Raw genomic sequence first — 22,402 nt, forward strand, 5'->3', positions numbered from 1 at the left:
GCGCCCGACGGGAGCGGCCCGCCGAGCGCCCGGGAGCGGTTCAGACCCCGGCCGGCTCCTTCACCGGATGCTGCTCCAGCCGCGCGATCAGCTGCTCGCCCTCCATGTCGACCCGCGGCACGACCTTCTCCAGCCTCTTCGGGAACCACCAGGCGGCCTTGCCGAACAGCGCCATCGCGGCCGGCACCAGCGCCATCCGCACCACGAAGGCGTCCACCAGCACGCCCACCGCGAGGGCGAAGCCGATCGGCTGCACGATCGGGTCGTGGCCGAAGACGAACGAGCCGAACACCGACACCATGATCAGCGCCGCCGCCGTGACCACCCGGGCGCCGCCGCGCACCCCGGCCACCACGGCGTCCCGCGGCGCCTTCCCGTGGACGTACTGCTCCTTCATCCCGGAGACCAGGAACAGCTCGTAGTCCATCGCCAGCCCGAACAGCACGCCGATCAGCAGGATCGGCACGAAGCTCACCACCGGCCCGACCTTCGGCACGTCGATCAGGCCGTCCAGCCAGCCCCACTGGTAGACCGCGACCACCGCGCCGAGCGAGGCGGTGATGCTGAGCAGGAAGCCGGCCACCGCCTTGAGCGGGACGAGCACCGAGCGGAACGCCAGCGCCAGCAGCACCACCGCAATGCCGACGATCACCGCGAGGAACGGCGGCAGTGCCTGGCCGAGCTTGGTGGAGACGTCGATGTTGGCGGCGGTGGTACCGGTGACGGCGATGTCCGCGCCGGTCGAGGTCTTGAGCGGCGCGCGCTGGTCGCGGATCTCGTTGACCAGTGTCCTGGTGCCGGCGTCGTCCGGTCCGGTCTGCGGGATGACGGTGAGCAGGGCGGTGCGCCCGGCCTGGTCGACGGCCGGGGGCAGCAGTGTCCGCACGCCCGGCAGGGTCTGCAGCCTGGCCGCCACCCCCTGCACCGCCTGCTCCGGCTGCGGCACGCCCCCGGCGTCCACGACGACCACCAGTGGCGCGTTGAAGCCCGGCCCGAAGCTCTCGCCGACCAGGTCGTAGGCCTTGCGCGCATCGGTGCCGGCGGCCTGCGAGCCGCCGCCCGGCAGGCCGAGCCGGAGGCTCGCAGCGGGCACCGCGAGCAGGCCCAGTCCGGCCAGTCCGACGAGCAGCACGGCCAGCGGGCGGCGGACCACGAACCGGCCCCAGCGCTCGCCCAGGGTGGTGCGGCTGCCGGTGCGCAGCGCCCGCTTCCAGACCGGCAGCCGGTCGATGGCGCGGCCGGCGAAGCCGAGCAGTGCGGGCAGCAGCGTGATCGCGACCAGGACGGCCACCACGACGGCGCCGGAGGCGGCCAGGCCCATCACGGTCAGGAAGGGGACGCCGGCGACGGCGAGCCCGGCGAGCGCCACGACCACGGTGAGGCCGGCGAAGACGACGGCGCTGCCGGCGGTGGCGGTGGCGCGGGCGGCGGCCTCGTCCGGCTCCAGGCCCTCGTCCAGGTGGCGGCGGTGCCGGGAGAGGATGAACAGCGCGTAGTCGATGCCGACGGCGAGACCGACCATCAGGGCCAGCACCGGCGCGGTGGTGATGATCTCGAACGAGCCGGACAGCGCCATGATCGCGGCCATCGCCACACCGACCCCGACCAGCGCGGTCAGCAGCGGCAGCCCGGCGGCGACCAACGAGCCGAGGGTGATCACCAGGACCACCCCGGCGACGGCCAGACCGATCGCCTCGCCGCCGTCGACCTGCGCCATCCGGTTGTACGCGTCACCGCCGAAGGCGACGTCCAGCCCGGCCGCGCGGGCCGGTTCGGCGGCGGCCTTGACGGCATCGCGCTGCTGGTCGGTGACGTTGGCGAGCTTGTGGTCGAAGGAGACCAGGGCGATCGCGACCCGGCCGTCCGGTGAGACGGCGTGGGTGGCGTACGGGTCGGGCACGGCGGCCACGCCGGGGACGGCGGTGATCCGGGCGACCGCCTCGCTGACCGCTCTGCCCGCCTCGGGCGTGGTGGCGCCGCCGGGCGCGGGGGCCGCGAAGACGACCTGGGCGGAGCCGTGGCCCTGCTCCGGGAAGGTGTCCTTGATCCGGTCCAGGGTGGTCTGCGCCTCGGTGCCCGGCACCTTGAACTCGTCGCTGGTCTTGCCGGCGAAGGCACCCGCGGCCCCGCCGATCGCGATCAGCACCGCGATCCAGACCGCCAGCACCGCCCGCCGTCTCCGGAAGCAGTAGCGGCCCAGTCGGTAGAGGTGCGTGGCCATGGGTGACCCCTCGGTCAGGTCGTCGGGCAGGCAGGTGCCTGAACAGGTCGCGGTCCACCGTACGCGCAATATTGTCAGGCGACAAAGTTGGTCGACAGAATCAAGTGACGGAATCATTCGACGCAGTTATCCGACCATGGCGATACCCTGGCTGGATGGCTCATGTCCCCGCCTCCGAACGCCGACCGCAACTGGTCCAGGCCGCCCTCGACCTGATGACCCGGGAGGGGGTCGCCGCCGGCAGCACCCGGGCGATCGCGGCCGAGCTGGGCGTGGCGCAGGCGACGGTGCACTACACCTTCGGCACCAAGAAGGACCTCTACCGGGCCGTCGTCGAGCAGCTGACCGCCGAGTTCATCGGCCACGTCCGCGCCGCCTACCCGGGCGACGGCTCCTTCGGCGAACAGGTCGCCACGCTGGTCCACGCGCTCTGGGAGAGCTCGACCGGCGCGGACGGGCGCTGCGCGCTGCTGGGCGAGTTCGCGGCGCTGGCGATGCGCGACCCGGACCTACAGGAGATCATGCGGGCGCTCCAGCACGGGATCGAACGCACCGCGGCGGAGATGCTCACGACCCTCGCCGAGGCGCACGGCCTCGAACTGGCCATGCCCGCCGAGGAGATCGCCGTCCACTTCCTCACCGGCTTCGACGGTCTCACCGACCGCTACCTGGCCCTGCGCGCGCCCGGCGAGCAGCCCGACCACGGCACCCTGCGGGCCCTGGACCTGCTGGTGGCCACCACGGTCGGGCTCTGCCTCGGCGCCCCGGCGAAGCCGTGAGGCCATGAGGCCATGAGGCCATGAGGCCATGAGGCCATGAGGCCGTAGGACCGCAGGCCGCTAGGAGGCGATCCGGACCGGGAGTTCGGCCAGCACCTCGCGCAGCGCGGCCGCGAAGCGCTCGTACTCGGTGCTGCGGGCCGAGCCCGGGCGGGTGGCCAGCCCGATCCGGCGGCCGGGGGCCGGGGCGGCGAAGCGGACGGCGGCCAGCCGGTCGGTGCGGCCGGCCTCGACGTCCAGCGCGGTGGCGGGCAGCAGCGTCACCCCGAGGCCGCCGGCGACCAGTTGGACCAGGGTGGACAGGCCGGCCGCGCGGGTGGTGGAGCCCCCGGGATCGGCACCGACCTCACGGCAGATGTCGAGGGCCTGGTCGCGCAGGCAGTGGCCCTCCTCCAGCAGCAGCACGTCCAGGTCGAGCAGCACGTCGCGCGGGACGTCGATCCGCCCGGCGAGCGGGTGCTCGGGCGGGGTGACCAGGACGAAGTCCTCGTCGAACAGCGGGATGTCGCGGGTCGGCGAGGTACCGCCGACCGGGAGCGCGAGCAGCAGGACGTCCAGCCGCCCGGCGGCCAGCCCCTCCAGCAGCGCGGGGGTGCGCTCCTCGTGGACGTGCAGCTCCAGCTCCGGGAAGCGGTCGCGGACCAGCCGCAGCACGGTGGGCAGCAGGTAGGGCGCGACGGTCGGGATGACGCCGAGGTGCAGCGGCCCGGTGAACGGGCGGCGGGCGGCCTCGACCTCCTCGGTGAGGGCTTGCAGCGAGGCGAGCACCCGGCGTGCGTGCTCGCGCACGCGCTCACCCAGGGGGGTGATAATCACCCTGCGCGTCGTACGCTCGACCAGCTGCGCGCCCAGCGACTCCTCCAGTGCCGCGACCGCCCCGGACAGGGCCGGCTGGCTGGTCCCGGTGGCGGCGGCGGCCTCCCGGAAGTGCCGGTGCTCGGCGACCGCGAGGAAGGCCTTGAGCTGGGCGACGGTCGGCGCCCGGGGGCTGCGGACTGTGGCGCTCGCCACAGCGGCCTCGGGTTTGGCGGCGGCGACCCTGCGGGGGCGGGGCCGCGACGTGGGCGGTTCGGTACTGATAGCCATCTCCGATCAGACACATCAAGTGTAGCTATTTCCCTGATCAGTCCACGATGTGGAAACGTAGGGCGTGTCCGGAATCCGGACAAAACTCCCCTCAGTCTCACTTCAGGAGAAGCGAACGTGCTCACGATCGGTGACAAGTTCCCCGAGTTCGAACTCAACGCCTGCGTCGACCTGGACGCCGCGAACGCCTTCGCCGAGATCAACCACAAGTCCTACGAGGGCAAGTGGAAGATCGTCTTCTTCTGGCCGATGGACTTCACCTTCGTCTGCCCGACCGAGATCGCCGCGTTCGGCAAGCTGAACGACGAGTTCGCGGACCGCGACGCCCAGATCCTCGGCGTCTCCGGCGACTCCGAGTTCGTGCACCACGCCTGGCGCAAGGACCACAAGGACCTGCGCGACCTGCCCTTCCCGATGCTGGCCGACGTCAAGCACGACCTGATGCGCGCCTGCGGCGTCGAGGGCGCCGACGGCACCGCCCAGCGCGCGGTGTTCATCGTCGACCCCAACAACGAGATCCAGTTCGTCATGGTGACCGCCGGCTCCGTCGGCCGTAACCCCAAGGAGGTCCTGCGGGTGCTGGACGCCCTGCAGACCGACGAGCTGTGCCCGTGCAACTGGACCAAGGGCGAGGACACCCTCGACGCCCAGGCCCTGCTGGCGGGCTGACCCATGGCCCTCGACGACCTGAAGGCCGCCCTCCCGGACTACGCCAAGGACCTCAAGCTCAACCTGGGCTCGGTCATCGGCAACTCCGACCTCCCCGCCCAGCAGCTCTGGGGCACCGTGCTGTCCTGCGCGATGGCCACCCGCAGCGCCGCCCTGCTGCGTGAGCTGGAGCCCGAGGCCAAGGCCAACCTCTCCCCGGAGGCGTACACCGCCGCCAAGGGCGCGGCCGCGATCATGGGGATGAACAACGTCTACTACCGGACGCTGCACCTGCTCTCCGACAAGGAGTACAGCACGATGCGGGCCGGTCTGCGGATGAACATCATCGGCACCCCGGGCGTCGAGAAGGTCGACTTCGAGCTCTGGTGCTTCGCCGTCTCGGCCATCAACGGCTGCGGCCAGTGCCTCGACTCGCACGAGGCCGTGCTGCGCAAGGCCGGCGTCGAGCGCGAGGTCGTCCAGGCCTCGATGAAGATCGCCGCCGTCCTCCAGGCCGTGGCGGGCGTCCTCGACTCCGAGGCCGCCCTCGCCGCCGCCGGCGCCTGACGGACCCCGCACCAACGCCGACGGGCCCTCCCGGACACCACGTCCGGGAGGGCCCGTCGGCGTTGCGCTTCGGCCTCAGCCGTCCCCGGCCGGGGCGGCGGAGGTCCGGCCCGCGGCCTCGCGGGCGGCCTCCATGGCGGTGAAGACGGCCTGGCCGGCCTCGTTGCGGCGGCGCAGGTGGGTGATCACGGTGTTGGTGACGGCGATCAGCGGGACGGCCACCACCGCACCGCCGATGCCGCCGATGATGCCGCCGGCCGCGACGCCGAGGACGACGCCCAGCGGGTGCACCCGGACGGCCCGGCCGAGGATCAGCGGCTGCAGGATGTGGCTCTCGATCTGCATCACCGCGACCAGCACGATCAGCACCATCAGCGCCGTCCACGGCCCCTCGGTGACCAGGGCGATCAGCATCGCGACCGTGCCGGTGACGAGTGCGCCGACCAGCGGGACGAAGGCGCCCAGGAAGATGATCACGGCCAACGGCATCGCCATCGGCACGCCCAGCAGGTCGATGCCGATGCCGATGCAGACCGCGTCGATGAAGGCCACGCAGACGGTGCCGCGCACGTACGCGGTGAGCGTCGCCCAGGCCTTCGGGCCGGCTCCGGCCATGGCGAAGCGGGAGTGCCGGGGCAGTCCGCGCAACGCCCAGTTCCAGATCCGCGCGCCGTCGTAGAGGAAGAAGAAGGTGGTGAAGAAGGCCAGCGCCACGGCGGTCAGCACCTCGACGGCGATCTGCGCGCCGGTCAGGCTGGCCGAGGTGATCTGGTCGGTGTTGGTGGTGATCGCCTTGCCGATCTGGTCGGCGTAGTCGTTGATCTGCTGCTGGGTCAGGTGCAGCGGCCCGGTGCTCAGCCAGTCCCGCAGTTGGTCGACGCCGTCCTTCACCTTGCTGGTGACCGTCGACAGGTTGGTGGACACCTGCCAGACCACGAACCAGCCGACCAGCCCGATTCCGGCCAGACCGCTCAGGAACACCCCGCCCGCCGCCAGCGAGCGCGGCACCCCGTGCCGGCGCAGCCAGGAGACCGTCGGCTCCAGCAGCGCGGAGATCAGCAGCGAGGCCAGCACCGCGAAGGCGACCAGCCGCAGCATGTCGACGATGTAGAAGACGACGTAGAGCGCGCCGCCGAGCAGCAGCAACCGCCAGGTCGACTCGGCGGCCACCCGCAGCCCCCAGGGCACGGCCTCGGCCGGGGTGGCGGGCCGGCCGGGGTGGTACTCCCGCGCCAGGCCTGGCGGTGCGGCCGGCGCGGGGGCCGCCGGGGCGGCGGCCGGCACCGCGGCGGGTTCGACCCGCGGGGCCGGCACCGGATCGGGCGCCTCGGCCAGCGCGGGGACGGCGAGCTCGTGCGGGTCGGCCGCCATCGCGGCACGCCGGCGCCGTTCGATCACGGCGGCCGCGCTCGCCACCACGGCCATGCCCTTGGCCACGGCCTTGAAGGCCTTTCCGCCCCGCGCCATCCTCGCTACCACCGCTCCCCTGCTGAGCCGCCGTGCCCGGCGGTACGCCGTGGGTCCCGCCACGGCCGTCAGGGATGACGCTACCCGGCGGCGGCCCGGCGAGTCCGGCCCCCGCCGGGTTCGGCTCGAACAACCTCGCCATCAAACCGGGGCAAAACGTCAGGTTTCAGATGGTTTCGGACCGAGATCGCTGGGGAGGAGTCGAAACGAGGCCCCCGGGGAGAGCGAGGCCTCGGACCACGGACCAACTGTCGGCGGACCGGCCGGTGCGGGAAGCGACCAGGACCCCTTCCCGCGCCCCGCGTCCGCACCGGGTCCGCACCGCCCGCAGGCGCACTGGTCAGCGCAGCCCGGGCGGCGCGGCCCGACCCGGCTCCCGGCGGGCGGGAACGCGACGGCCCCCGGTCGCTCGTCGGGCGGGACGAGCGGCCGGGGGCCGTACGGGAGAGTCCACCGCCGGGCGGTGGCGGCTCCTAGTACCAGTTGTGGGACTGCCAGAACGACCAGGCGCCACAGGGGCTGCCGTAGCGGCTGTTCATGTAGCCCAGACCCCACTTGATCTGGGTGGCCGGGTTGGTGCGCCAGTCGGCACCGGCCGAGGCCATCTTGGTGCCGGGCAGCGCCTGGACCAGGCCGTACGCGCCGGAGCTCCGGTTGGTCGCGGTGTAGTCCCAGCCGCTCTCGCGCTTCACGATCTGACTGAAGCACTGGAACTGGGCGTCGTCACCGACGACCTGCCGGGCGATGTCCTGGACGGATCCGGGGCTGACCGAGACCGGCGGGGCGCTGTTGTCGGTGGCGGCCATCGCCGAACGCGCCTTGGAACGGTTGGCAGCGGCCTCGTCGGCCTTGCGCTTGTCCTCGGCGGCCTTGGCAGCCTTGTCCGCGTCGGCCTTGGCCTGGGCATCGGCCTTCGCCTGGGCGTCCGCGGCGGCCTTCTGGCGCGCGGCCTCCTCGGCGGCCTTCTGCTCGGCGGCGGCCTTGGCCGCGGCGTCGGCGGAGGCCTGCTGGGCGGATGCCTGCTGGCCGATGTTGTCACTGATGGTCTGCGCCTGGGCGCCAGAGGGGACTTCGGCAAGCAGGGTCGCGCCCGCGACGTCGACCGTCTGCGTCGTCTTGCCCTCGCTGCCCGAGGCCACACCCACGACGGCACCGACAGCGGTGACGGCGGTGGCGGAGGCCACAGCGACTCCCCGGACCGAGATCCGAGTCACATGGATTCCTTCCAGCATCGCCCACGCGTGACCGTGCGGGCGCAACATGCCCCTTGGCACTGACCTCCGCAGGTGCTCTGGTCACGGGAGGTGCTGGCCCGGCGTCCGGCCGAGGTGAGGCGACCGGGCGTTGGAATCGGGCGGCGTACGGCTCATCGGTCTTCAATTGTGCGTCCACCGACCGGAGTTGGTGGACCATCCGGGCCCGGACTCGTGGAGTCCGGAAGCCCTGCCACGCCGTACGCGGGGCCTGACAGAACCCTCACCATGCCGCACCGGACGCTGTCGACGCAATTCCCGTTCGCGTGGCGCACGTCACATTCACCGCACGGGAGTTCCCCGGGCGGAAAGCACTCGATGTGATGAAAGGGGTGAGGGCCCGCCCCGTCAGGAGCGGGCCCCACACCAAGAGTTGACCGTATTGTCCGACTATGTCCCGGTCAGGGGCGAATCACGGGTGGATGTCCTCCAGCATCTCCGTGACCAGCGCCGCGATCGGCGAACGCTCCGAGCGGGTGAGCGTGATGTGCGCGAAGAGCGGATGCCCCTTCAGCTTCTCCACCACCGCCACCACGCCGTCGTACCGGCCCACCCGGAGGTTGTCGCGCTGCGCCACGTCGTGGGTGAGCACCACCCGCGAACCCTGGCCGATCCGGGACAGCACCGTCAGCAGGACGTTCCGCTCCAGCGACTGGGCCTCGTCCACGATCACGAAGGCGTCGTGCAGCGAGCGGCCCCGGATGTGGGTCAGCGGCAGCACCTCCAGCATCCCCCGGGAGATCACCTCCTCGATCACGTCCGGGGTGGTGACGGCGGAGAGGGTGTCGAAGACCGCCTGCGCCCAGGGGCTCATCTTCTCCGTCTCGGAGCCCGGCAGGTAGCCGAGCTCCTGCCCGCCGACCGCGTACAGCGGTCGGAAGACCATCACCTTGCGGTGCTGCCCCCGCTCCAGCACCGCCTCCAGCCCCGCGCACAGCGCCAGCGCGGACTTGCCGGTGCCCGCCCGGCCGCCCATCGAGACGATGCCGACGTCCGGATCGAGCAGCAGGTCCAGCGCCACCCGCTGCTCGGCGCTGCGCCCGCGCAGTCCGAACGCCTCGCGCTCGCCGCGCACCAGCCGGACCCGGCCGTCGCCGGTCACCCGGCCGAGCGCCCGACCGCGCTCCGAGGTGAGCACCAGCCCGGTGTGCACGGGCAGCTCGTCCGCCCCCTCGACGTCCACCGCGGCGTCGTGGCCGGCCGCGAACAGCGCGTCCACCTGCTCCGCCGGGACGTGCAGCTCGGACATCCCCGTCCAGCCGGAGGTGATGGCGAGCTCGGCCCGGTACTCCTCGGCGAGCAGGCCCACCGAGCTGGCCTTGATCCGCAGCGGCAGGTCCTTGGAGACGACCGTGACGTCGTACCCCTCGGCCTGGAGGTTCCGGGCGACCGCGAGGATCCGCGAGTCCGCCTCGCCGCCGCCGACCCGGTAGCCGGCCGGCAGTATCGACAGGTCGGAGTGGTTGAGCTCGACCCTGATGGTGCCGCCGAGCTCGCCGACCGGGATCGGCTCGTCGAGCCGGCCGTGGCGGATGCGGTAGTCGTCGAGCAGTCGCAGCGCCTGGCGGGCGAAGTAGCCCAGCTCCGGGTGGTGCCGCTTGGCCTCCAGCTCGGTGACGACCACCACCGGCAGGACGACCTCGTGCTCCTCGAAGCGGGTCATGGCGAGCGGGTCCGCCAGGAGCACGCTGGTGTCGAGAACGTACGTGCGCCGGTCTGGCGTCCGGCGGCTCTTGGAACTGACCACTAGGCCTCCAGAGCGGATGACCCTGCGTCATCCGCGGCAAGCCGGCCCCCGCTGCCCCGGTGGCCTCGGGACCGGACTGCCTGGAGTATTCCCAGGCGAGGGACGGTGCATTCGCGCCCCCGGCGAACTGACGGATCATTGCCGGTGAACGTTTGGCCTCACGAGGACTCCGGGTAGGCCAGCCCTACGGCGGTCACTTCACCCGTTCAGAGGCCCAGTCGCCGGTTGCGCTGCTCGAACGCCCGCAGCGCCCGCAGGAAGTCGACCTTGCGGAAGGCCGGCCAGTACGCCTCGCAGAAGTAGAACTCGCTGTGCGCGCTCTGCCAGAGCAGGAAACCGGACAGGCGCTGCTCGCCCGAGGTGCGGATGATCAGGTCCGGGTCGGGTTGGTTGCGGGTGTAGAGGTGCTCGGCGATGTGCTCGACGTCGAGGATCTCGGCCAGTTCCTCGATCGAGGTGCCGCGCCCGGCGTGCTCCTGGAGCAGCGAGCGGACGGCGTCGGCGATCTCGTGCCGGCCCCCGTAGCCGACCGCGACGTTGACCGTGATGCCGTCGATGTCGGCGGTCTCCTCGGCGGCCCGCTTGAGCACGTCGGCGGTGTGCTGCGGGAGCAGGTCCAGTGCGCCGACCGGGTGGACCTTCCAGCGGCGGGCGGCGGCCAGCCCGGTGACGGCGTCCTCGATGATGCCCAGCAGCGGGACGAGCTCGTCGGCGGGGCGGTCGAGGTTGTCGGTGGAGAGCATCCAGAGGGTGACGACCTTGACGTGGGTCTCGTCGCACCAGCCGAGGAACTCGCTGATCTTGTCGGCGCCGCGCTGGTGGCCGTACACGGTGGTGCCCCCGGCGGCCTTCGCCCAGCGGCGGTTGCCGTCCAGGATCACGCCGATGTGGTGCGGGGTGCGGGCGAGGTGGACCTCGACCCGGCGGCCGTAGAGCCCGTACATCCCGCCCAGCAGGGTACGCAGACCCGGCGTCCGTTCGGCGACATCGCGCAGACCCATGATTCCCGGCCCCTCCGTGCTCGTTCAGCTGGTGCGTCAACGCCCCGGCGCAGCCTACTCCGGCGGGCAGGCACACGGTAAAGCCGCAGGTAGCGGTCTGGTCACGGTCCTGTACGGAGTCCGCCCCGGCGGGCGTGTCGCGGGCCTTGCCCGACGGCTCCGACGGCGGACACGGAACGGTCTCCGAATCCTTAAGGAATCCGTAAGCCGACTGTCCAATGCTTGACGACCGGCAATGGTCTAGTCCAGCTTTTGATCCAAGGCGGAACGAACCCCACGGCCCCGCCCCACCCCCACGCACCACCGTGCACCACCATGCACCGCCGCGGTCGCCCACCCCCAGGTACGACGACCCCACGCACCACGACGGACCTCCCCTCCCCCACACGCGGCCGCCGCGCCCCCCACCGCGGCGGCCGCTCCCTCCCCAGGAGCGTCACCCCATGGCCCGTACGCTGAACCAGCCCGCGCACAAGCGCCGGCGCAGCCCCCTCCCGGCCGTCGCGGCCGGCGCCACCGCCCTCGCCCTGGCCGGCGGCGGCCTGGCCCTCTTCGCCGGCGGCGCCAGCGCGGCCGTCGGCAACCTGGTCACCAACGGCGGCTTCGACAGCGGGCTGGGCGGCTGGAACTGCGCCGGCGCGGCGACCACCGTCTCCTCCCCGGCCCACTCCGGCACCGGCGCGCTACAGGCCACCCCGGGCGCCGGCGACACCGCCGAGTGCACCCAGACCATCAGCGTGCTGCCCAACACCAGCTACACGCTGAGCGCCTGGGTCCAGGGCCCGTACGTCTACCTCGGCGCGCGCGGCACCGGCGGCACCGACCCGTCCAGCTGGTCGAACCAGAACAGCTGGAACCAGCTGTCCTCCACCTTCACCACCGGCGCGAACGCCACCAGCGTCACCGTCTACCTGCACGGCTGGTACGGCCAGAGCGCCTACCTCGCCGACGACGTGAGCCTGATCGGCCCCGGCGGCCCCTCCACCCCGAGCCCGACCGCCACCGCCACCCCGTCACCGACCGCCACGGCCACCGCGACCTCCTCCCCCACCGCGACCGGCACGCCGACGGCCACCGCGACCCCGACCGCCACCGCGACCGCGACCGCGACGCCGACCCCCACGGCCACCGCGACCGCCACCACCCCGCCGGTCACCGGCCTGCCCGCGCACGCGGTCACCGGCTACTGGCAGAACTTCGACAACGGCTCGACCCCGCAGCGCCTCGGCGACGTGCAGAGCGCCTACGACATCATCGCGGTGTCCTTCGCCGACGCCGTGCCCACCCAGACCGGCGCGATCAGCTTCACCCTCGACCCCGGCCTGTCCAAGGCCCTCGGCGGCTACAGCGACGCACAGTTCCGCGCCGACATCAAGGCCAAGCAGGCGGCCGGCAAGAAGGTCGTCCTCTCCATCGGCGGCCAGAACGGCGCGATCACCGTCGGCGACGCCACCGCCGGCAACAACTTCGCCAACAGCGCCTACGCGATCATCAAGGACTACGGCTTCGACGGCATCGACGTCGACCTGGAGAACGGCGTCCAGGCCGGCCCGCTCGGCAACGCGCTGCACACCCTCCAGGCCAAGGTCGGCCCCGGCTTCATCCTGACCATGGCGCCCGAGACGATCGGGATGTACAGCACCGCCGGCGCCTACTTCCAGCTGGCGCTGAACACCAAGGACATCCTCACCGTCGTCAACACCCAGTTCTACAACTCGGGCGGCATGAACGGCTGCGACGGCAAGGTCTACAACCAGGGCACCATCGACTTCATCACCTCGCAGGTCTGCACCCACATCCAGGGCGGCCTGCGGCCCGACCAGGTCGGCATCGGCGTCCCCGCCTCCGCCAAGGCGGCCGGCGGCGGCTACGTCTCGCCGACCGTGGTGAACAACGCGCTGGACTGCCTGGCCACCGGCAACAACTGCGGCAGCTTCGTCCCGCCGGCCAAGTGGCCGACCATCCGCGGTGCGATGACCTGGTCCACCAACTGGGACGCCAACAACGGCAACGCGTTCTCCAACGCGGTCGGCCCGTTCGTCCACAAGATGCCGTAACCCCCCCCACCGCCAATCCCCCACCGGCGCGCCGCTCCTTGAGGGTGGGGCCTGCGCGCCGGCGGCGGGGCCCGCCGTACCCGACCCGGTACGGCGGGCCCTCCCGCGTCCGGGCCCGGTAGCGCCAGGTCCGGTCCGGCCCCCGGGCCCAGGCGCCACCTGTGGCGTCGCGGTGGCCCGGGAAGTCCGGCCTCCCGGGCCCGGGGGCTACCGGGCCAGCACCGCCAGCAGCGCGCCGAGCAGCAGGAACGGTCCGACCGGGACGTCGAGCCCGCGCACCGGGCGTCGGCGGGCCAGCGCGACGGCGGCCCGCAGGATCGCCCAGAGCCCGGCGAGCACCACCGCGGCGAACAGCCCGGCGACCGCCACCGGCCAGCCGTACCAGCCGAGCAGCCCGCCCAGGGCGAACCCCAGCGGCGAGTCACCCGGGCCCAACGCGCCGATCCAGACCGCCAGTTCGAGCAGGGCCCCGACCGCGAGGGCCACCAGCAGGCAGCGCAGCAGCACCCCCGGGCGCCCCGCGGCCAGCGCCGCCACCGCCAGCAGGGGGGCCACCCCGCCGACCAGCGGCAGGGTCAGCCGGTACGGCAGCCGGCGCACCCGGGCGTCGACGAAGCCGAGCACCACGCCGAGCCCGGCCGCCCAGCCCAGCGCCGCGGCCGACGGCCCGTCCGCCGCGTACGCCAGCCCGGCGGCGACCACGGCCGCCACCAGCTCCACCGACCAGGCGCCCGCGCCCAACCGCTCCCGGCAGCCCGGACAGCGCCCGGTGGGCGGCAGCAGTCGCACCTCGCGCCCGCACAACGGGCAGGCACCGCACCAGGGTTCGCCCTCCGGCACGGCGAACCGGGCGACCAGCCCGCGCAGCAGCGGAGCCACCAGAAATGCGGCCAGCACCGCACCGACTGCGGCTAGCATCACCGGCGCACCCCCTTTTCGATCAACGCCCGCACGCCCGTGCGGCACCCGGGAACCGGGCGGGGCGCACCGACCACATCATCCAACGGGGGAACGACCATGACGAAGACCCAGTCCATCCGGAGAATCGCGGCCGGCCTGCCGGCGGCGGCGCTCGTCCTGGCGCTGTCGGCCTGCGGGCCGGACAACGCCGACCCGGCGGCCGTCCCGAGCGCCCCGGCCGCGCCGCCCACCGGCGCCGCCGGGGCCTCCACGGCTCCCGGCACCCCGACCGGCTCCGCGGCCCCGACCGCCCCGACCGCCCCGACCGCCCCGGCCGGACCGCAGCCGTCCGTCACCGCCGGCGGCAACAACGTCACCCAGGTCAGCTACGACCGCCCGCTGCCGCTCGGCAGCGCCGGCCGCTACGTCGGCAAGAGCTCGGTGGTGGACGCCGCCGCGGTCTCGATCGTCAAGGGCACCGCCGCGGAGATCGCCCCGCTCAACCTCCCGTCGACGAGCACCAGCGGCAAGACGCCGTACTACGTCACCGTCTCCTTCACCAACCGCACCGGCGCCCCGCTGGCCGAGGACGCCTACATGATGCGGGTCTGGGTGAAGCCCAAGGACCACTCGGCGGGCGCGCTGCCGGCCGCGACCCTGCAGAAGGCGATCCCGCAGTGCGACACCCGGTCGCTGGTCACGCTCGCGGACGGGCAGTCCGTCAAGCTGTGTGCCGTCTATCTCGTCCCGAACGAGACCCCGCCCAGCTTCCTCACGTACGGGAACATCCTGGACACCGCGCCCCTGGTTTGGAAGGTCGGCTGACACCCCCGCCTCCCGATCCAAGGAGGCCGCTCCGGGCGGTTCGGTGCGCGTCCCGGGACGCGCACCGAAGTGCCCGGAGGTGCCCCTAAAGTAGGCAGGCATGCAGGTCATCCAGTCCAGCAAGCTCGCCAATGTCTGCTACGACATCCGCGGCCCGGTACTCGACGAGGCGATGCGGCTGGAGGAACAGGGCCACCGCATCCTCAAGCTCAACACCGGCAACCCCGCCGTCTTCGGCTTCGAGGCGCCGCCGGAGATCCTCCAGGACATCCTGCGCAACCTCTCGACCGCGCACGGGTACGGCGACTCCAAGGGCCTGCTCGCCGCCCGCCGCGCGGTGGTCATGCACTACGAGGACCGCGGCCTGCACGGGCTGAGCGTCGAGGACGTCTTCCTCGGCAACGGCGTCTCCGAGCTGATCCAGCTGGCCATGACCGCGCTGCTGGACGACGGCGACGAGGTGCTCGTCCCGGCGCCCGACTACCCGCTGTGGACCGCCTCGGTCTCGCTGGCCGGCGGCACCGCGGTGCACTACCGCTGCGACGAGCAGGCCGAGTGGTACCCGGACCTCGCCGACATCGAGGCCAAGGTCACCGACCGGACCCGGGCCATCGTGGTGATCAACCCGAACAACCCGACCGGCGCGGTCTACCCGCGCGAGGTGCTGGAGGGCATCGTCGAGATCGCCCGCCGGCACCGGCTGGTGGTCTACGCGGACGAGATCTACGACAAGATCCTCTACGACGACGCCGAGCACGTCCCGCTGGCCACCCTGGCGCCCGACCTCTTCTGCGTCACCTTCAACGGCCTGTCCAAGGCGTACCGGGTCGCGGGTTTCCGCTCCGGCTGGATGGTGCTCTCCGGCGACCGGCAGCGGGCCCACAGCTATATCGAGGGCCTGGCCGTGCTGGCCTCGATGCGGCTGTGCGCCAACATGCCCGCCCAGCACGCGGTGGCCGCCGCGCTCGGCGGCCGGCAGTCGATCCGCGACCTGGTGCTGCCCGGCGGGCGGCTGCTCGCCTCGCGCGACGCGGCGTACCGGCTGCTCAACGAGATCCCGGGGGTCAGCTGCGTCAAGCCCAAGGGCGCGCTGTACGCGTTCCCGCGGCTGGATCCGAAGGTCTACAAGATCAAGGACGACGCCCAGATGGTGCTGGACCTGCTGCGCTCCCAGCGCATCCTGCTGGTCCAGGGCACCGGCTTCAACTGGCCCGAGCCGGACCACTTCCGGCTGGTCACGCTGCCCCGGGCGGAGGAGATCACCGACGCGGTGACCAGGATCGGCGACTTCCTGAGCGGCTACACCCAGCCGTAGCCCCGGAACGGCCGCACCCAGCCGTGGCCCCCGCGCCCGACACCCTGACACCTGGCACCTGGCACCCGGCACCCGGGGAAAGCACTACGGCCGGAGTCCCGGCCCGGGCGGTCTCCTTGGTCGGGGAAAGACCGCCCGGGGGAACTCCGGCCGTCCTGTCACTCGGCGGGCGCGCGGTTCGTGCCGCGCGACCGCCTCTCGCTCTGCTGAGGCTCAGGCTCAGCCGAGGCGCGCGACGAGGCTCCGGTACTCGTCCCACAGCTCCTTCGGGGTGTGGTCGCCGAACAGCTCCAGGTGGGCCGGCACCAGCGCGGCCTCCTGGCGCCAGATGTCGGCGTCCACGGTGAAGAGCAGGTCGAGGTCCTCCTGGGACAGCTTCAGGTCGCCGAGGTCGAAGCCGTCGACGGTCGGCAGCACGCCGATCGGGGTCTCGACGCCCTCGCCGGTGCCCTCCAGGCGCTCGACGATCCACTTGAGGACGCGGCTGTTCTCGCCGTAGCCCGGCCAGACGAACGCGCCCTCGGCGTTCTTGCGGAACCAGTTGACGTAGTAGATCTTCGGCAGCTTCGCGGCGTCCGCCTGGGCGCCGACCTTCAGCCAGTGGGCGAAGTAGTCGCCCATGTTGTAGCCGCAGAACGGCAGCATCGCGAACGGGTCGCGGCGCAGCTCGCCGACGGTGCCCTCGGCGGCGGCGGTCTTCTCGGACGCGATGTTGGCGCCGAGGAAGACGCCGTGCTGCCAGGTGAAGGACTCGGTCACCAGCGGGACGGCGGTGGCGCGGCGGCCGCCGAACAGGATCGCCGAGATCGGCACGCCCGACTGGTCCTCCCACTCGGGGGCGATGGTCGGGCACTGCGCGGCCGGGACGGCGAAGCGGGCGTTCGGGTGGGCGGCCGGGGTGCCGGACTCGGGGGTCCAGTCGTTGCCGCGCCAGTCGGTGAGGTGCGCCGGGGGCTCCTCGGTCAGGCCCTCCCACCACACGTCGCCGTCGTCGGTCAGCGCGACGTTGGTGAAGACCGTGTTGCCCCACAGGGTGTCGATGGCGTTGGCGTTGGTGTCCACGCCGGTGCCGGGGGCGACACCGAAGAAACCGGCCTCGGGGTTGATCGCGTAGAGCTGGCCGTCGGCGCCGAAGCGCATCCAGGCGATGTCGTCGCCGATCGTCTCGACCTTCCAGCCCGGGACGGTCGGCTGGAGCATGGCCAGGTTGGTCTTGCCGCAGGCCGACGGGAAGGCGGCGGCGACGTACTTGACCTCGCCGGACGGCGGGGTGAGCTTCAGGATCAGCATGTGCTCGGCCAGCCAGCCCTCGTCACGGGCCATGGTCGAGGCGATGCGCAGCGCGTAGCACTTCTTGCCGAGCAGGGCGTTGCCGCCGTAGCCGGAGCCGAAGGACCAGATCTCCCGGGTCTCCGGGAAGTGCGAGATGTACTTGGTGCTGTTGCACGGCCACGGCACGTCCGCCTGGCCCTCGGCCAGCGGGGCGCCGACGGTGTGCACGGCCTTGACGAAGTCGCCGTCCTCGCCGAGCTGGTCCAGCACCGCCTTGCCCATGCGGGTCATCACGCGCATCGACACGGCGACGTAGGCGGAGTCGGTGATCTCGACGCCGTACGCGGCCAGCGGGGAACCGACCGGGCCCATCGAGAAGGGCACGACGTACATCGTGCGGCCCTTCATCGCGCCGCGAAACAGTCCCTTCTCGCCCTGGAAGACCTCCCGCATCTCGGCCGGGGCCTTCCAGTTGTTGGTCGGACCGGCGTCCTTCTCCTGCTCGGAGCAGATGTAGGTGCGGTCCTCCACGCGCGCCACGTCCGTCGGGTCCGAGGCGGCGTAGTAGGAGTTGGGGCGCTTTTCCTCGTTGAGCTTCTTGAAGGTGCCCTGAGCCACCAGCAGGTCCGCGAGGCGCTGGTACTCCTCGTCGGAGCCGTCGCACCACTCGACGCGGTCCGGCTGGGTGAGCTCGGCGATCTCGTTCACCCACGCGAGCAGGCGCTGGTGGCGGGTGGGCGCGGAGGCGCTGAGAGCAGAGATCTCGTACGACACGATCGCTCCGTTTCACACCATCTCGGCGAGGAGGTGGCGTAGCGGGGGTCTGAGGGTGCTTGCAGCGTAGCTCCGGCTCCAACGCCAAACTGCGGCACAGCGTCGAAATTGACTTATCTTTTACTACAGTAAGTACGATTACCGGCCAGTAATAGGTCGTCCACATCCCGGCCCGGACACCCTCGCGGACACCTCGAATACTCCAAAACGTCCAAGAGTGATGATCACCACTTTCCTACGCGTCAGTAACCTACGGCCCCGTAGGTAGCGGGTAGCATGCTGCGCATGACTGCTGAGCTCGTCGAGAGCACGGAGAACGAGGGCGCGGAGAACGAGGCCTCGGGACGCAAGCCGAAGTGGCGCGGCTGGCTGCACGCCGGGATGTTCCCCGCCACCGTCGCCGCCGGGATCGTGCTGATCTGCCTGGCCGACTCCACCCCCGCCAAGATCGCCTGCGCGATCTACTCGATCAGCGCCTGGCTGCTGTTCGGGGTCAGCGCGGTCTACCACCGCTTCGACTGGGGCCCGCGCGGGGACGCCGTGCTGCGGCGGCTGGACCACGCGAACATCTTCCTGATCATCGCGGGCACCTACACGCCGTTCACGATCCTGCTGCTCAAGGGCGCCGACCAGCAGGTGCTGCTCTGGGTGGCCTGGGGCGGCGCGCTGGCCGGAATAGCGTTCCGGGTGTTCTGGGTCGGCGCGCCGCGCTGGCTGTACACACCGGTGTACATCGCGCTCGGCTGGGCCGCCGCCTTCTTCCTGCCGGACTTCCTGCACGCCGGCGGCGTCGCCGTCCTGGTGCTGATGATCGTCGGCGGGGTGCTCTACAGCATCGGCGGCGTGGTGTACGGGCTCAAGCGGCCCAATCCGTCACCGCGCTGGTTCGGCTTCCACGAGGTGTTCCACGCCTTCACCCTGGGCGCGTTCATCGTGCAGTACGTCGGGGTCTCACTGGTGGCGTACAGCGCGGCCGGCTGAACCCGGCGCGCCACGGCGGGCGGCCGCGCGGTCCACGGACCGGGCGACCGCCCGCTCCGCCGTCCAGGGGCGCTCGTACGGCGCCCGGCCCTGCGGGCGGCGCGGGTACGGCGGGTGGTCCGCCACGTCGGCCTCCGGCCACGGCTCCGCCGCCGGCCCGGCGGTGCGGCCGCGCGCCTGCCGGGCGTCCAGCGCCTCGCGGGCCCGGCGGCAGCGCTCGCAGTGCGCGGCGTCCGGGGTGACGGCCGACGGCCGGTGCCCCCGCGGGGCGGTCGGCCGGTGGAGCGCCCGCCAGCGGCGGCCCACGTAGACCATGAGCAGCAGCACCTCGACCCCGGCGACGACCAGGACCAGCATCGCCCCGTTGATCAGGTAGGCCGCGACCACGGCGAGCGCGGACGCCACCACCACCGCCGCACCCCACACCTGGGCGTTCGACTCCCTGCCGGCCATTCGACTCCCCTTTCCCGGCGCCGGGCTCGTGGTCGGCTCCGGCCGCCCCACCCCTTCTCCGCTCTCGGCACGCGTCAGTCAGCACTGACCGATTGCCACATGGTATCTACCGTCCGTCACCCGGAGCTGCCCCCGGGCGGCGAACGACAGATCAACGTTGCGTCAATTCCTTGTGCGGAAGCATTACTTCCAGGACACATCACGCAGCGCGCCCGCTCGACTACGGGCTGGCGTGCCGGGGCCGCACGCAGCACGGCGGGGCCCGGCTGTGTCAGCCGGACCCCGCCGCATCCCACGTGTGGCGCGCACGTCGCGCCCGAGAGGCCCTACCCCCGTCGGACACCCGCCCTGCGCCGCACGGCCGCACCCGCGCCCACGAGCGCGGTGACGCCCAGGGCCGCGGCCGCCGTCACGGCCGGCAGCGCCGAACCGCCGCCCGCCGCCCGTTCCCGGTCGGCCGCCAGCTGGTAGCCGCCGCCCTTGCCCTCCCGGTCGTACGCCGAGCCGGGCAGCTTGTCCCCGTACCGCTGGTGCACCAGCTTCTGGTACGCGGCCAGCGACACCCCGCCCGCGCCCACCGAGCGCCGGGCCTCGTCGTCCAGCGGCAGCACCCGGCCGTCGCGCAGCACGTACCAGGCGTTCACCTGCGGCTCGCGGAACGCCGTACCGCCACCGCCGCCTGCCGCCTTCGCCGCGTAGTCGCTCTCGTCACCGCCGGAGGCGATGTTGACCACCCGCCAGGAGTCGCCCTGCCGGATCGTCCACACCGAGGCCGTCTGCCCGTCCGCCGCGACCACCTTGCTCGCGGTGAACTCGGCCGTCGCCACCGGCGCACCCGGGGCGCCGGCCACGAAACCCGCGTCCAGGGTGTACACCGGCACGGTGTCGCCGGCCAGCCGCGGCGCGGCCGCGCTCGCCGCCTGCGCCTCCTGCGCCGCACCGATGGTCAGCTGCTGGGTCGGCGGGACGCCCTTGCGGGCGAAGAAGTGGCCCACCTTGTCGAGGACGGCCTGGTCCTGGACCACGCCACGGGCCTTCGCCAGATCCGCGACGGGCACCGGCACCGGGGCGCCGGCCGGCCCGTCCGCGTGCGCGGCCGGGGCCAGCGCCAGCCCGAGGCCGGCGGCGAGCAGGGCGGTGACGGCGGCCCGACGGGCCTTTCCGAGGTCAGTCATGGTCGCCCTCACGCGCCGATCCGGTACAGGGAGTGGGTCCACGAGAACGTGTTGTTGTTCACGTAGTAGTTGTAGTCCGCCCAGTTGTAGCGGTAGTTGGACGGCCACGGGTCGCCCCAGTACACCCAGTTGCTGCTGGTGTCGTAGCCGTAGACGACGTGCATGTGCCCGCCGCCGGAACTCCACTGGATCCGGGTCTCGATCGGCCGGTTCGCGTCCACCTCGGCCTGCACGGTGTTGTAGCGCAGGTAGCCGGTGACGTACGAACCCGGGTTGATGCCGACCCAGTCCAGCCCGTTCTGCACATCGGCCAGCGAGGCCTGGTTGTTGGGGCAGCTGGAGTTGGCCGAACGGCCGAACGCGGCGTTGCAGAACTGGTTCTGGCTGTAGTTGTAGCCGAACCAGGTGGCGATGGTGTTCCCGCTCGCCGCCCAGCACCAGTTGGTCTGCTGTTGCTGCTGCATGGTGATGTTGAGCTTCTTGAACGTGCCGGCCAGATCGGCCGTGCTGCCGGGCGCGGCAGCCTGGCGAACCTGCGCCGGGGCACGGTCCTGGACGGGAGCGAGATCCTGGGCGGGGGCGGCGAGCGCCGGAGTGGCCGCCACCGCGGTCAACGCCGGGCCCAGCACGCCGAGGGCGAGCAGCGAGACCGCGCGGCGCAGCCGTATCCGTGGAACTGGCATGGGGGAAATGCCTCCTTGCACAAGCGGAGCGAGGTGCTGTGTGGGGGCGCGGTCCGGATCGCGCCATGAGCATCCCGCCGCCCCCGGAAGCCGGTCAACGGCCCCCAGGACCATCACAGTTCAGGTGTGAACGACCGGCCACGGGTGTGAACGCCACCCCGAAAACCCCCGCGTGGCACGCCAGGACCGGTGACAAACCGCCGCCCTGATGTGAATATTCACGGTCAAACACGGTCTGCCCGCGCCCGTCCCCCAGGAGGCCGTCATCCACCGCACCGACCAGGCCGACCTCACCGCCGCCCTCCGCACCGGCCCCTTCCACCTCGCCCTGCGCACCGCCATCGCCACCCGCGGCCTCGCCCTCCACCGCATCCGACGCCACCTCGCCCTGCGCGGCGTCCACGTCGGACTCACCAGCCTCAGCTACTGGCAACAAGGCCGCCGCCGCCCCGAACGCCCCGAATCCCTCCGCGCCGTCGCCGCCCTCGAAGACGTCCTCGACCTCCCCGAACACTCCCTCACCCGCCTGCTCGGCCCCCGCCGCGCCGCCGACACCACCCCCGCCGGCCCACCCGTACGCCCCTACCGCGACCTCATCTCCCCCGCCACCGCCGTCGACGACCTGCTCGCCACCATCGCCGGCCCCCGCGACACCGGCCTGCACACCATCACCCACATCGAACGCATCCGCCTCGGCCCCGACCGCCAACTCGCCCGTCGCGACTCCCAACACGCCCTCCGCGCCCACCGCGACGGCATCGACCGCTACCTCGCGCTCTACCAGGGCGACCCCGGCAGCGACATCACCCGCGTCGGCGTCCGCGCCGAAGAGAACTGCCGCCCCGGCCGCATCCGCCGCGACCAGACCCACCACCTGCTCGTCGCCGAACTCCTCCTCGACCGCCGCCTACGCGCCGGCGACACCCACCTCCTCGGCTACGGCTTCGACGACGCCCCCTCCCCCGACCCCAGCTGCGAATACGTCCGCGGCTTCAACTCCGGCGCCGGCCAGTACGTCCTCCAGATCACCTTCCACCCCGCCGCCCTCCCCGTCCGCTGCCACCGCTTCGCCCTCCACTCCCCGGGCGAAGCCCCCTACGAGACGGAGGAACTGACCCTGGACGGCCACCACTGCGTCCACCTGGTCGCGACGGCACTGCGGCCGTGCCTGCTGGGAATCAGGTGGGACTGGGAGTGA

General features: G+C 72.3%; 19 protein-coding genes. 8 read left to right on the forward strand and 11 right to left on the reverse strand.

The genetic code is table 11. The features are described 5' to 3' along the window. Positions 1 to 40: 40 nt before the first annotated feature. Positions 41 to 2,221, reverse strand: a complete 2,181-nt coding sequence (locus AB0P03_RS17875) for an MMPL family transporter (RefSeq protein WP_363629582.1) — start codon at positions 2,219 to 2,221, stop codon at positions 41 to 43. Between the two features lie 155 nt (positions 2,222 to 2,376). Between AB0P03_RS17875 and AB0P03_RS17880 the strand changes: the two genes are divergently transcribed. Continuing rightward, the gene (locus AB0P03_RS17880; protein WP_363585452.1) at positions 2,377 to 3,000 is read left to right on the forward strand and encodes a TetR/AcrR family transcriptional regulator; all 624 of its coding nucleotides are present in this window, start codon (positions 2,377 to 2,379) and stop codon (positions 2,998 to 3,000) included. Between the two features lie 60 nt (positions 3,001 to 3,060). Here the strand turns inward: AB0P03_RS17880 and AB0P03_RS17885 are convergent, their stop codons facing one another. Next, entirely contained in the window at positions 3,061 to 4,086 is a 1,026-nt protein-coding gene (locus AB0P03_RS17885) for a LysR substrate-binding domain-containing protein (protein WP_363629584.1), read from the reverse strand. A gap of 117 nt (positions 4,087 to 4,203) precedes the next feature. Between AB0P03_RS17885 and AB0P03_RS17890 the strand changes: the two genes are divergently transcribed. Continuing rightward, complete coding sequence (locus AB0P03_RS17890; protein ID WP_063347991.1) at positions 4,204 to 4,755, forward strand: peroxiredoxin; 552 nt, start codon at positions 4,204 to 4,206, stop codon at positions 4,753 to 4,755. A gap of 3 nt (positions 4,756 to 4,758) precedes the next feature. Next, the gene (locus tag AB0P03_RS17895) at positions 4,759 to 5,301 is read left to right on the forward strand and encodes an alkyl hydroperoxide reductase (protein ID WP_363629586.1); all 543 of its coding nucleotides are present in this window, start codon (positions 4,759 to 4,761) and stop codon (positions 5,299 to 5,301) included. 75 nt (positions 5,302 to 5,376) lie between these two features. Here the strand turns inward: AB0P03_RS17895 and AB0P03_RS17900 are convergent, their stop codons facing one another. The 4 genes from AB0P03_RS17900 to AB0P03_RS17915 form a co-directional block, all read right to left on the reverse strand. After that, positions 5,377 to 6,768: an AI-2E family transporter gene (locus tag AB0P03_RS17900; RefSeq protein WP_363585454.1), complete on the reverse strand. Its 1,392-nt coding sequence runs from the start codon at positions 6,766 to 6,768 to the stop codon at positions 5,377 to 5,379. Positions 6,769 to 7,241: 473 nt separating this feature from the next. Beyond that, the gene (locus AB0P03_RS17905; RefSeq protein WP_350879965.1) at positions 7,242 to 8,000 is read right to left on the reverse strand and encodes a transglycosylase SLT domain-containing protein; all 759 of its coding nucleotides are present in this window, start codon (positions 7,998 to 8,000) and stop codon (positions 7,242 to 7,244) included. Positions 8,001 to 8,433: 433 nt separating this feature from the next. Then, on the reverse strand, positions 8,434 to 9,768 hold the full coding sequence (locus AB0P03_RS17910; RefSeq protein WP_063347994.1) for a PhoH family protein: 1,335 nt from the start codon (positions 9,766 to 9,768) through the stop codon (positions 8,434 to 8,436). A gap of 206 nt (positions 9,769 to 9,974) precedes the next feature. Continuing rightward, positions 9,975 to 10,769, reverse strand: coding sequence for an isoprenyl transferase (locus AB0P03_RS17915; protein ID WP_208869076.1), 795 nt, complete (start codon positions 10,767 to 10,769; stop codon positions 9,975 to 9,977). Positions 10,770 to 11,212: 443 nt separating this feature from the next. Here AB0P03_RS17915 and AB0P03_RS17920 point away from each other — a divergent pair, with 443 nt between their 5' ends. Then, positions 11,213 to 12,826 carry a glycosyl hydrolase family 18 protein gene (locus AB0P03_RS17920; RefSeq protein ID WP_363629588.1) on the forward strand — a complete coding sequence of 538 codons (1,614 nt, stop codon included), beginning with the start codon at positions 11,213 to 11,215 and terminating at the stop codon, positions 12,824 to 12,826. Between the two features lie 207 nt (positions 12,827 to 13,033). Here the strand turns inward: AB0P03_RS17920 and AB0P03_RS17925 are convergent, their stop codons facing one another. Further along, the gene (locus tag AB0P03_RS17925; protein WP_363585480.1) at positions 13,034 to 13,744 is read right to left on the reverse strand and encodes a prepilin peptidase; all 711 of its coding nucleotides are present in this window, start codon (positions 13,742 to 13,744) and stop codon (positions 13,034 to 13,036) included. Positions 13,745 to 13,843: 99 nt separating this feature from the next. On the opposite strand from AB0P03_RS17925, the gene AB0P03_RS17930 reads away from it, so the two are divergent. Next, the gene (locus AB0P03_RS17930) at positions 13,844 to 14,551 is read left to right on the forward strand and encodes a hypothetical protein (protein ID WP_363629590.1); all 708 of its coding nucleotides are present in this window, start codon (positions 13,844 to 13,846) and stop codon (positions 14,549 to 14,551) included. A 100-nt stretch (positions 14,552 to 14,651) separates the two neighbouring features. Beyond that, positions 14,652 to 15,866, forward strand: a complete 1,215-nt coding sequence (locus AB0P03_RS17935; protein ID WP_350879977.1) for a pyridoxal phosphate-dependent aminotransferase — start codon at positions 14,652 to 14,654, stop codon at positions 15,864 to 15,866. Between the two features lie 219 nt (positions 15,867 to 16,085). On the opposite strand, the gene AB0P03_RS17940 is transcribed toward AB0P03_RS17935, so the two are convergent. Further along, a complete protein-coding gene (locus AB0P03_RS17940; RefSeq protein ID WP_363585457.1) occupies positions 16,086 to 17,912 on the reverse strand; it encodes a phosphoenolpyruvate carboxykinase (GTP) in 1,827 nt (608 codons plus the stop codon). 285 nt (positions 17,913 to 18,197) lie between these two features. Between AB0P03_RS17940 and AB0P03_RS17945 the strand changes: the two genes are divergently transcribed. Beyond that, positions 18,198 to 18,893, forward strand: coding sequence for a hemolysin III family protein (locus tag AB0P03_RS17945; protein ID WP_063351175.1), 696 nt, complete (start codon positions 18,198 to 18,200; stop codon positions 18,891 to 18,893). Here AB0P03_RS17945 and AB0P03_RS17950 read toward each other — a convergent pair. The 3 genes from AB0P03_RS17950 to AB0P03_RS17960 all read right to left on the reverse strand — a co-directional run bounded on the left by AB0P03_RS17950 (position 18,864) and on the right by AB0P03_RS17960 (position 21,204). Further along, a complete protein-coding gene (locus AB0P03_RS17950; RefSeq protein WP_363629592.1) occupies positions 18,864 to 19,346 on the reverse strand; it encodes a hypothetical protein in 483 nt (160 codons plus the stop codon). The two genes, AB0P03_RS17945 and AB0P03_RS17950, sit on opposite strands and share 30 nt — an antisense overlap. 326 nt (positions 19,347 to 19,672) lie before the next feature. Further along, positions 19,673 to 20,521 (reverse strand): hypothetical protein, encoded by an 849-nt coding sequence (locus tag AB0P03_RS17955; protein ID WP_363585459.1) that lies wholly within the window; start codon positions 20,519 to 20,521, stop codon positions 19,673 to 19,675. Positions 20,522 to 20,529: 8 nt separating this feature from the next. Next, entirely contained in the window at positions 20,530 to 21,204 is a 675-nt protein-coding gene (locus tag AB0P03_RS17960) for a papain-like cysteine protease family protein (protein WP_363629594.1), read from the reverse strand. Between the two features lie 265 nt (positions 21,205 to 21,469). On the opposite strand from AB0P03_RS17960, the gene AB0P03_RS17965 reads away from it, so the two are divergent. Continuing rightward, positions 21,470 to 22,402, forward strand: coding sequence for a hypothetical protein (locus AB0P03_RS17965; RefSeq protein WP_363629619.1), 933 nt, complete (start codon positions 21,470 to 21,472; stop codon positions 22,400 to 22,402).

The organism is Kitasatospora sp. NPDC088779 (assembly GCF_040685395.1).
In the GTDB taxonomy this organism is placed as follows: domain Bacteria; phylum Actinomycetota; class Actinomycetes; order Streptomycetales; family Streptomycetaceae; genus Kitasatospora.

What these genes read in the sequence shown, in the direction of transcription:
- AB0P03_RS17875 (WP_363629582.1), bottom strand. Translation starts at nt 2,221, where the DNA reads ATGGCCACGCACCTCTACCGACTGGGCCGCTACTGCTTCCGGAGACGG.
- AB0P03_RS17880 (WP_363585452.1), top strand. Translation starts at nt 2,377, where the DNA reads ATGGCTCATGTCCCCGCCTCCGAACGCCGACCGCAACTGGTCCAGGCC.
- AB0P03_RS17885 (WP_363629584.1), bottom strand. Translation starts at nt 4,086, where the DNA reads ATGGCTATCAGTACCGAACCGCCCACGTCGCGGCCCCGCCCCCGCAGG.
- AB0P03_RS17895 (WP_363629586.1), top strand. Translation starts at nt 4,759, where the DNA reads ATGGCCCTCGACGACCTGAAGGCCGCCCTCCCGGACTACGCCAAGGAC.
- AB0P03_RS17900 (WP_363585454.1), bottom strand. Translation starts at nt 6,768, where the DNA reads ATGGCGCGGGGCGGAAAGGCCTTCAAGGCCGTGGCCAAGGGCATGGCC.
- AB0P03_RS17905 (WP_350879965.1), bottom strand. Translation starts at nt 8,000, where the DNA reads ATGCTGGAAGGAATCCATGTGACTCGGATCTCGGTCCGGGGAGTCGCT.
- AB0P03_RS17915 (WP_208869076.1), bottom strand. Translation starts at nt 10,769, where the DNA reads ATGGGTCTGCGCGATGTCGCCGAACGGACGCCGGGTCTGCGTACCCTG.
- AB0P03_RS17920 (WP_363629588.1), top strand. Translation starts at nt 11,213, where the DNA reads ATGGCCCGTACGCTGAACCAGCCCGCGCACAAGCGCCGGCGCAGCCCC.
- AB0P03_RS17925 (WP_363585480.1), bottom strand. Translation starts at nt 13,744, where the DNA reads ATGCTAGCCGCAGTCGGTGCGGTGCTGGCCGCATTTCTGGTGGCTCCG.
- AB0P03_RS17930 (WP_363629590.1), top strand. Translation starts at nt 13,844, where the DNA reads ATGACGAAGACCCAGTCCATCCGGAGAATCGCGGCCGGCCTGCCGGCG.
- AB0P03_RS17935 (WP_350879977.1), top strand. Translation starts at nt 14,652, where the DNA reads ATGCAGGTCATCCAGTCCAGCAAGCTCGCCAATGTCTGCTACGACATC.
- AB0P03_RS17945 (WP_063351175.1), top strand. Translation starts at nt 18,198, where the DNA reads ATGACTGCTGAGCTCGTCGAGAGCACGGAGAACGAGGGCGCGGAGAAC.
- AB0P03_RS17950 (WP_363629592.1), bottom strand. Translation starts at nt 19,346, where the DNA reads ATGGCCGGCAGGGAGTCGAACGCCCAGGTGTGGGGTGCGGCGGTGGTG.
- AB0P03_RS17955 (WP_363585459.1), bottom strand. Translation starts at nt 20,521, where the DNA reads ATGACTGACCTCGGAAAGGCCCGTCGGGCCGCCGTCACCGCCCTGCTC.
- AB0P03_RS17960 (WP_363629594.1), bottom strand. Translation starts at nt 21,204, where the DNA reads ATGCCAGTTCCACGGATACGGCTGCGCCGCGCGGTCTCGCTGCTCGCC.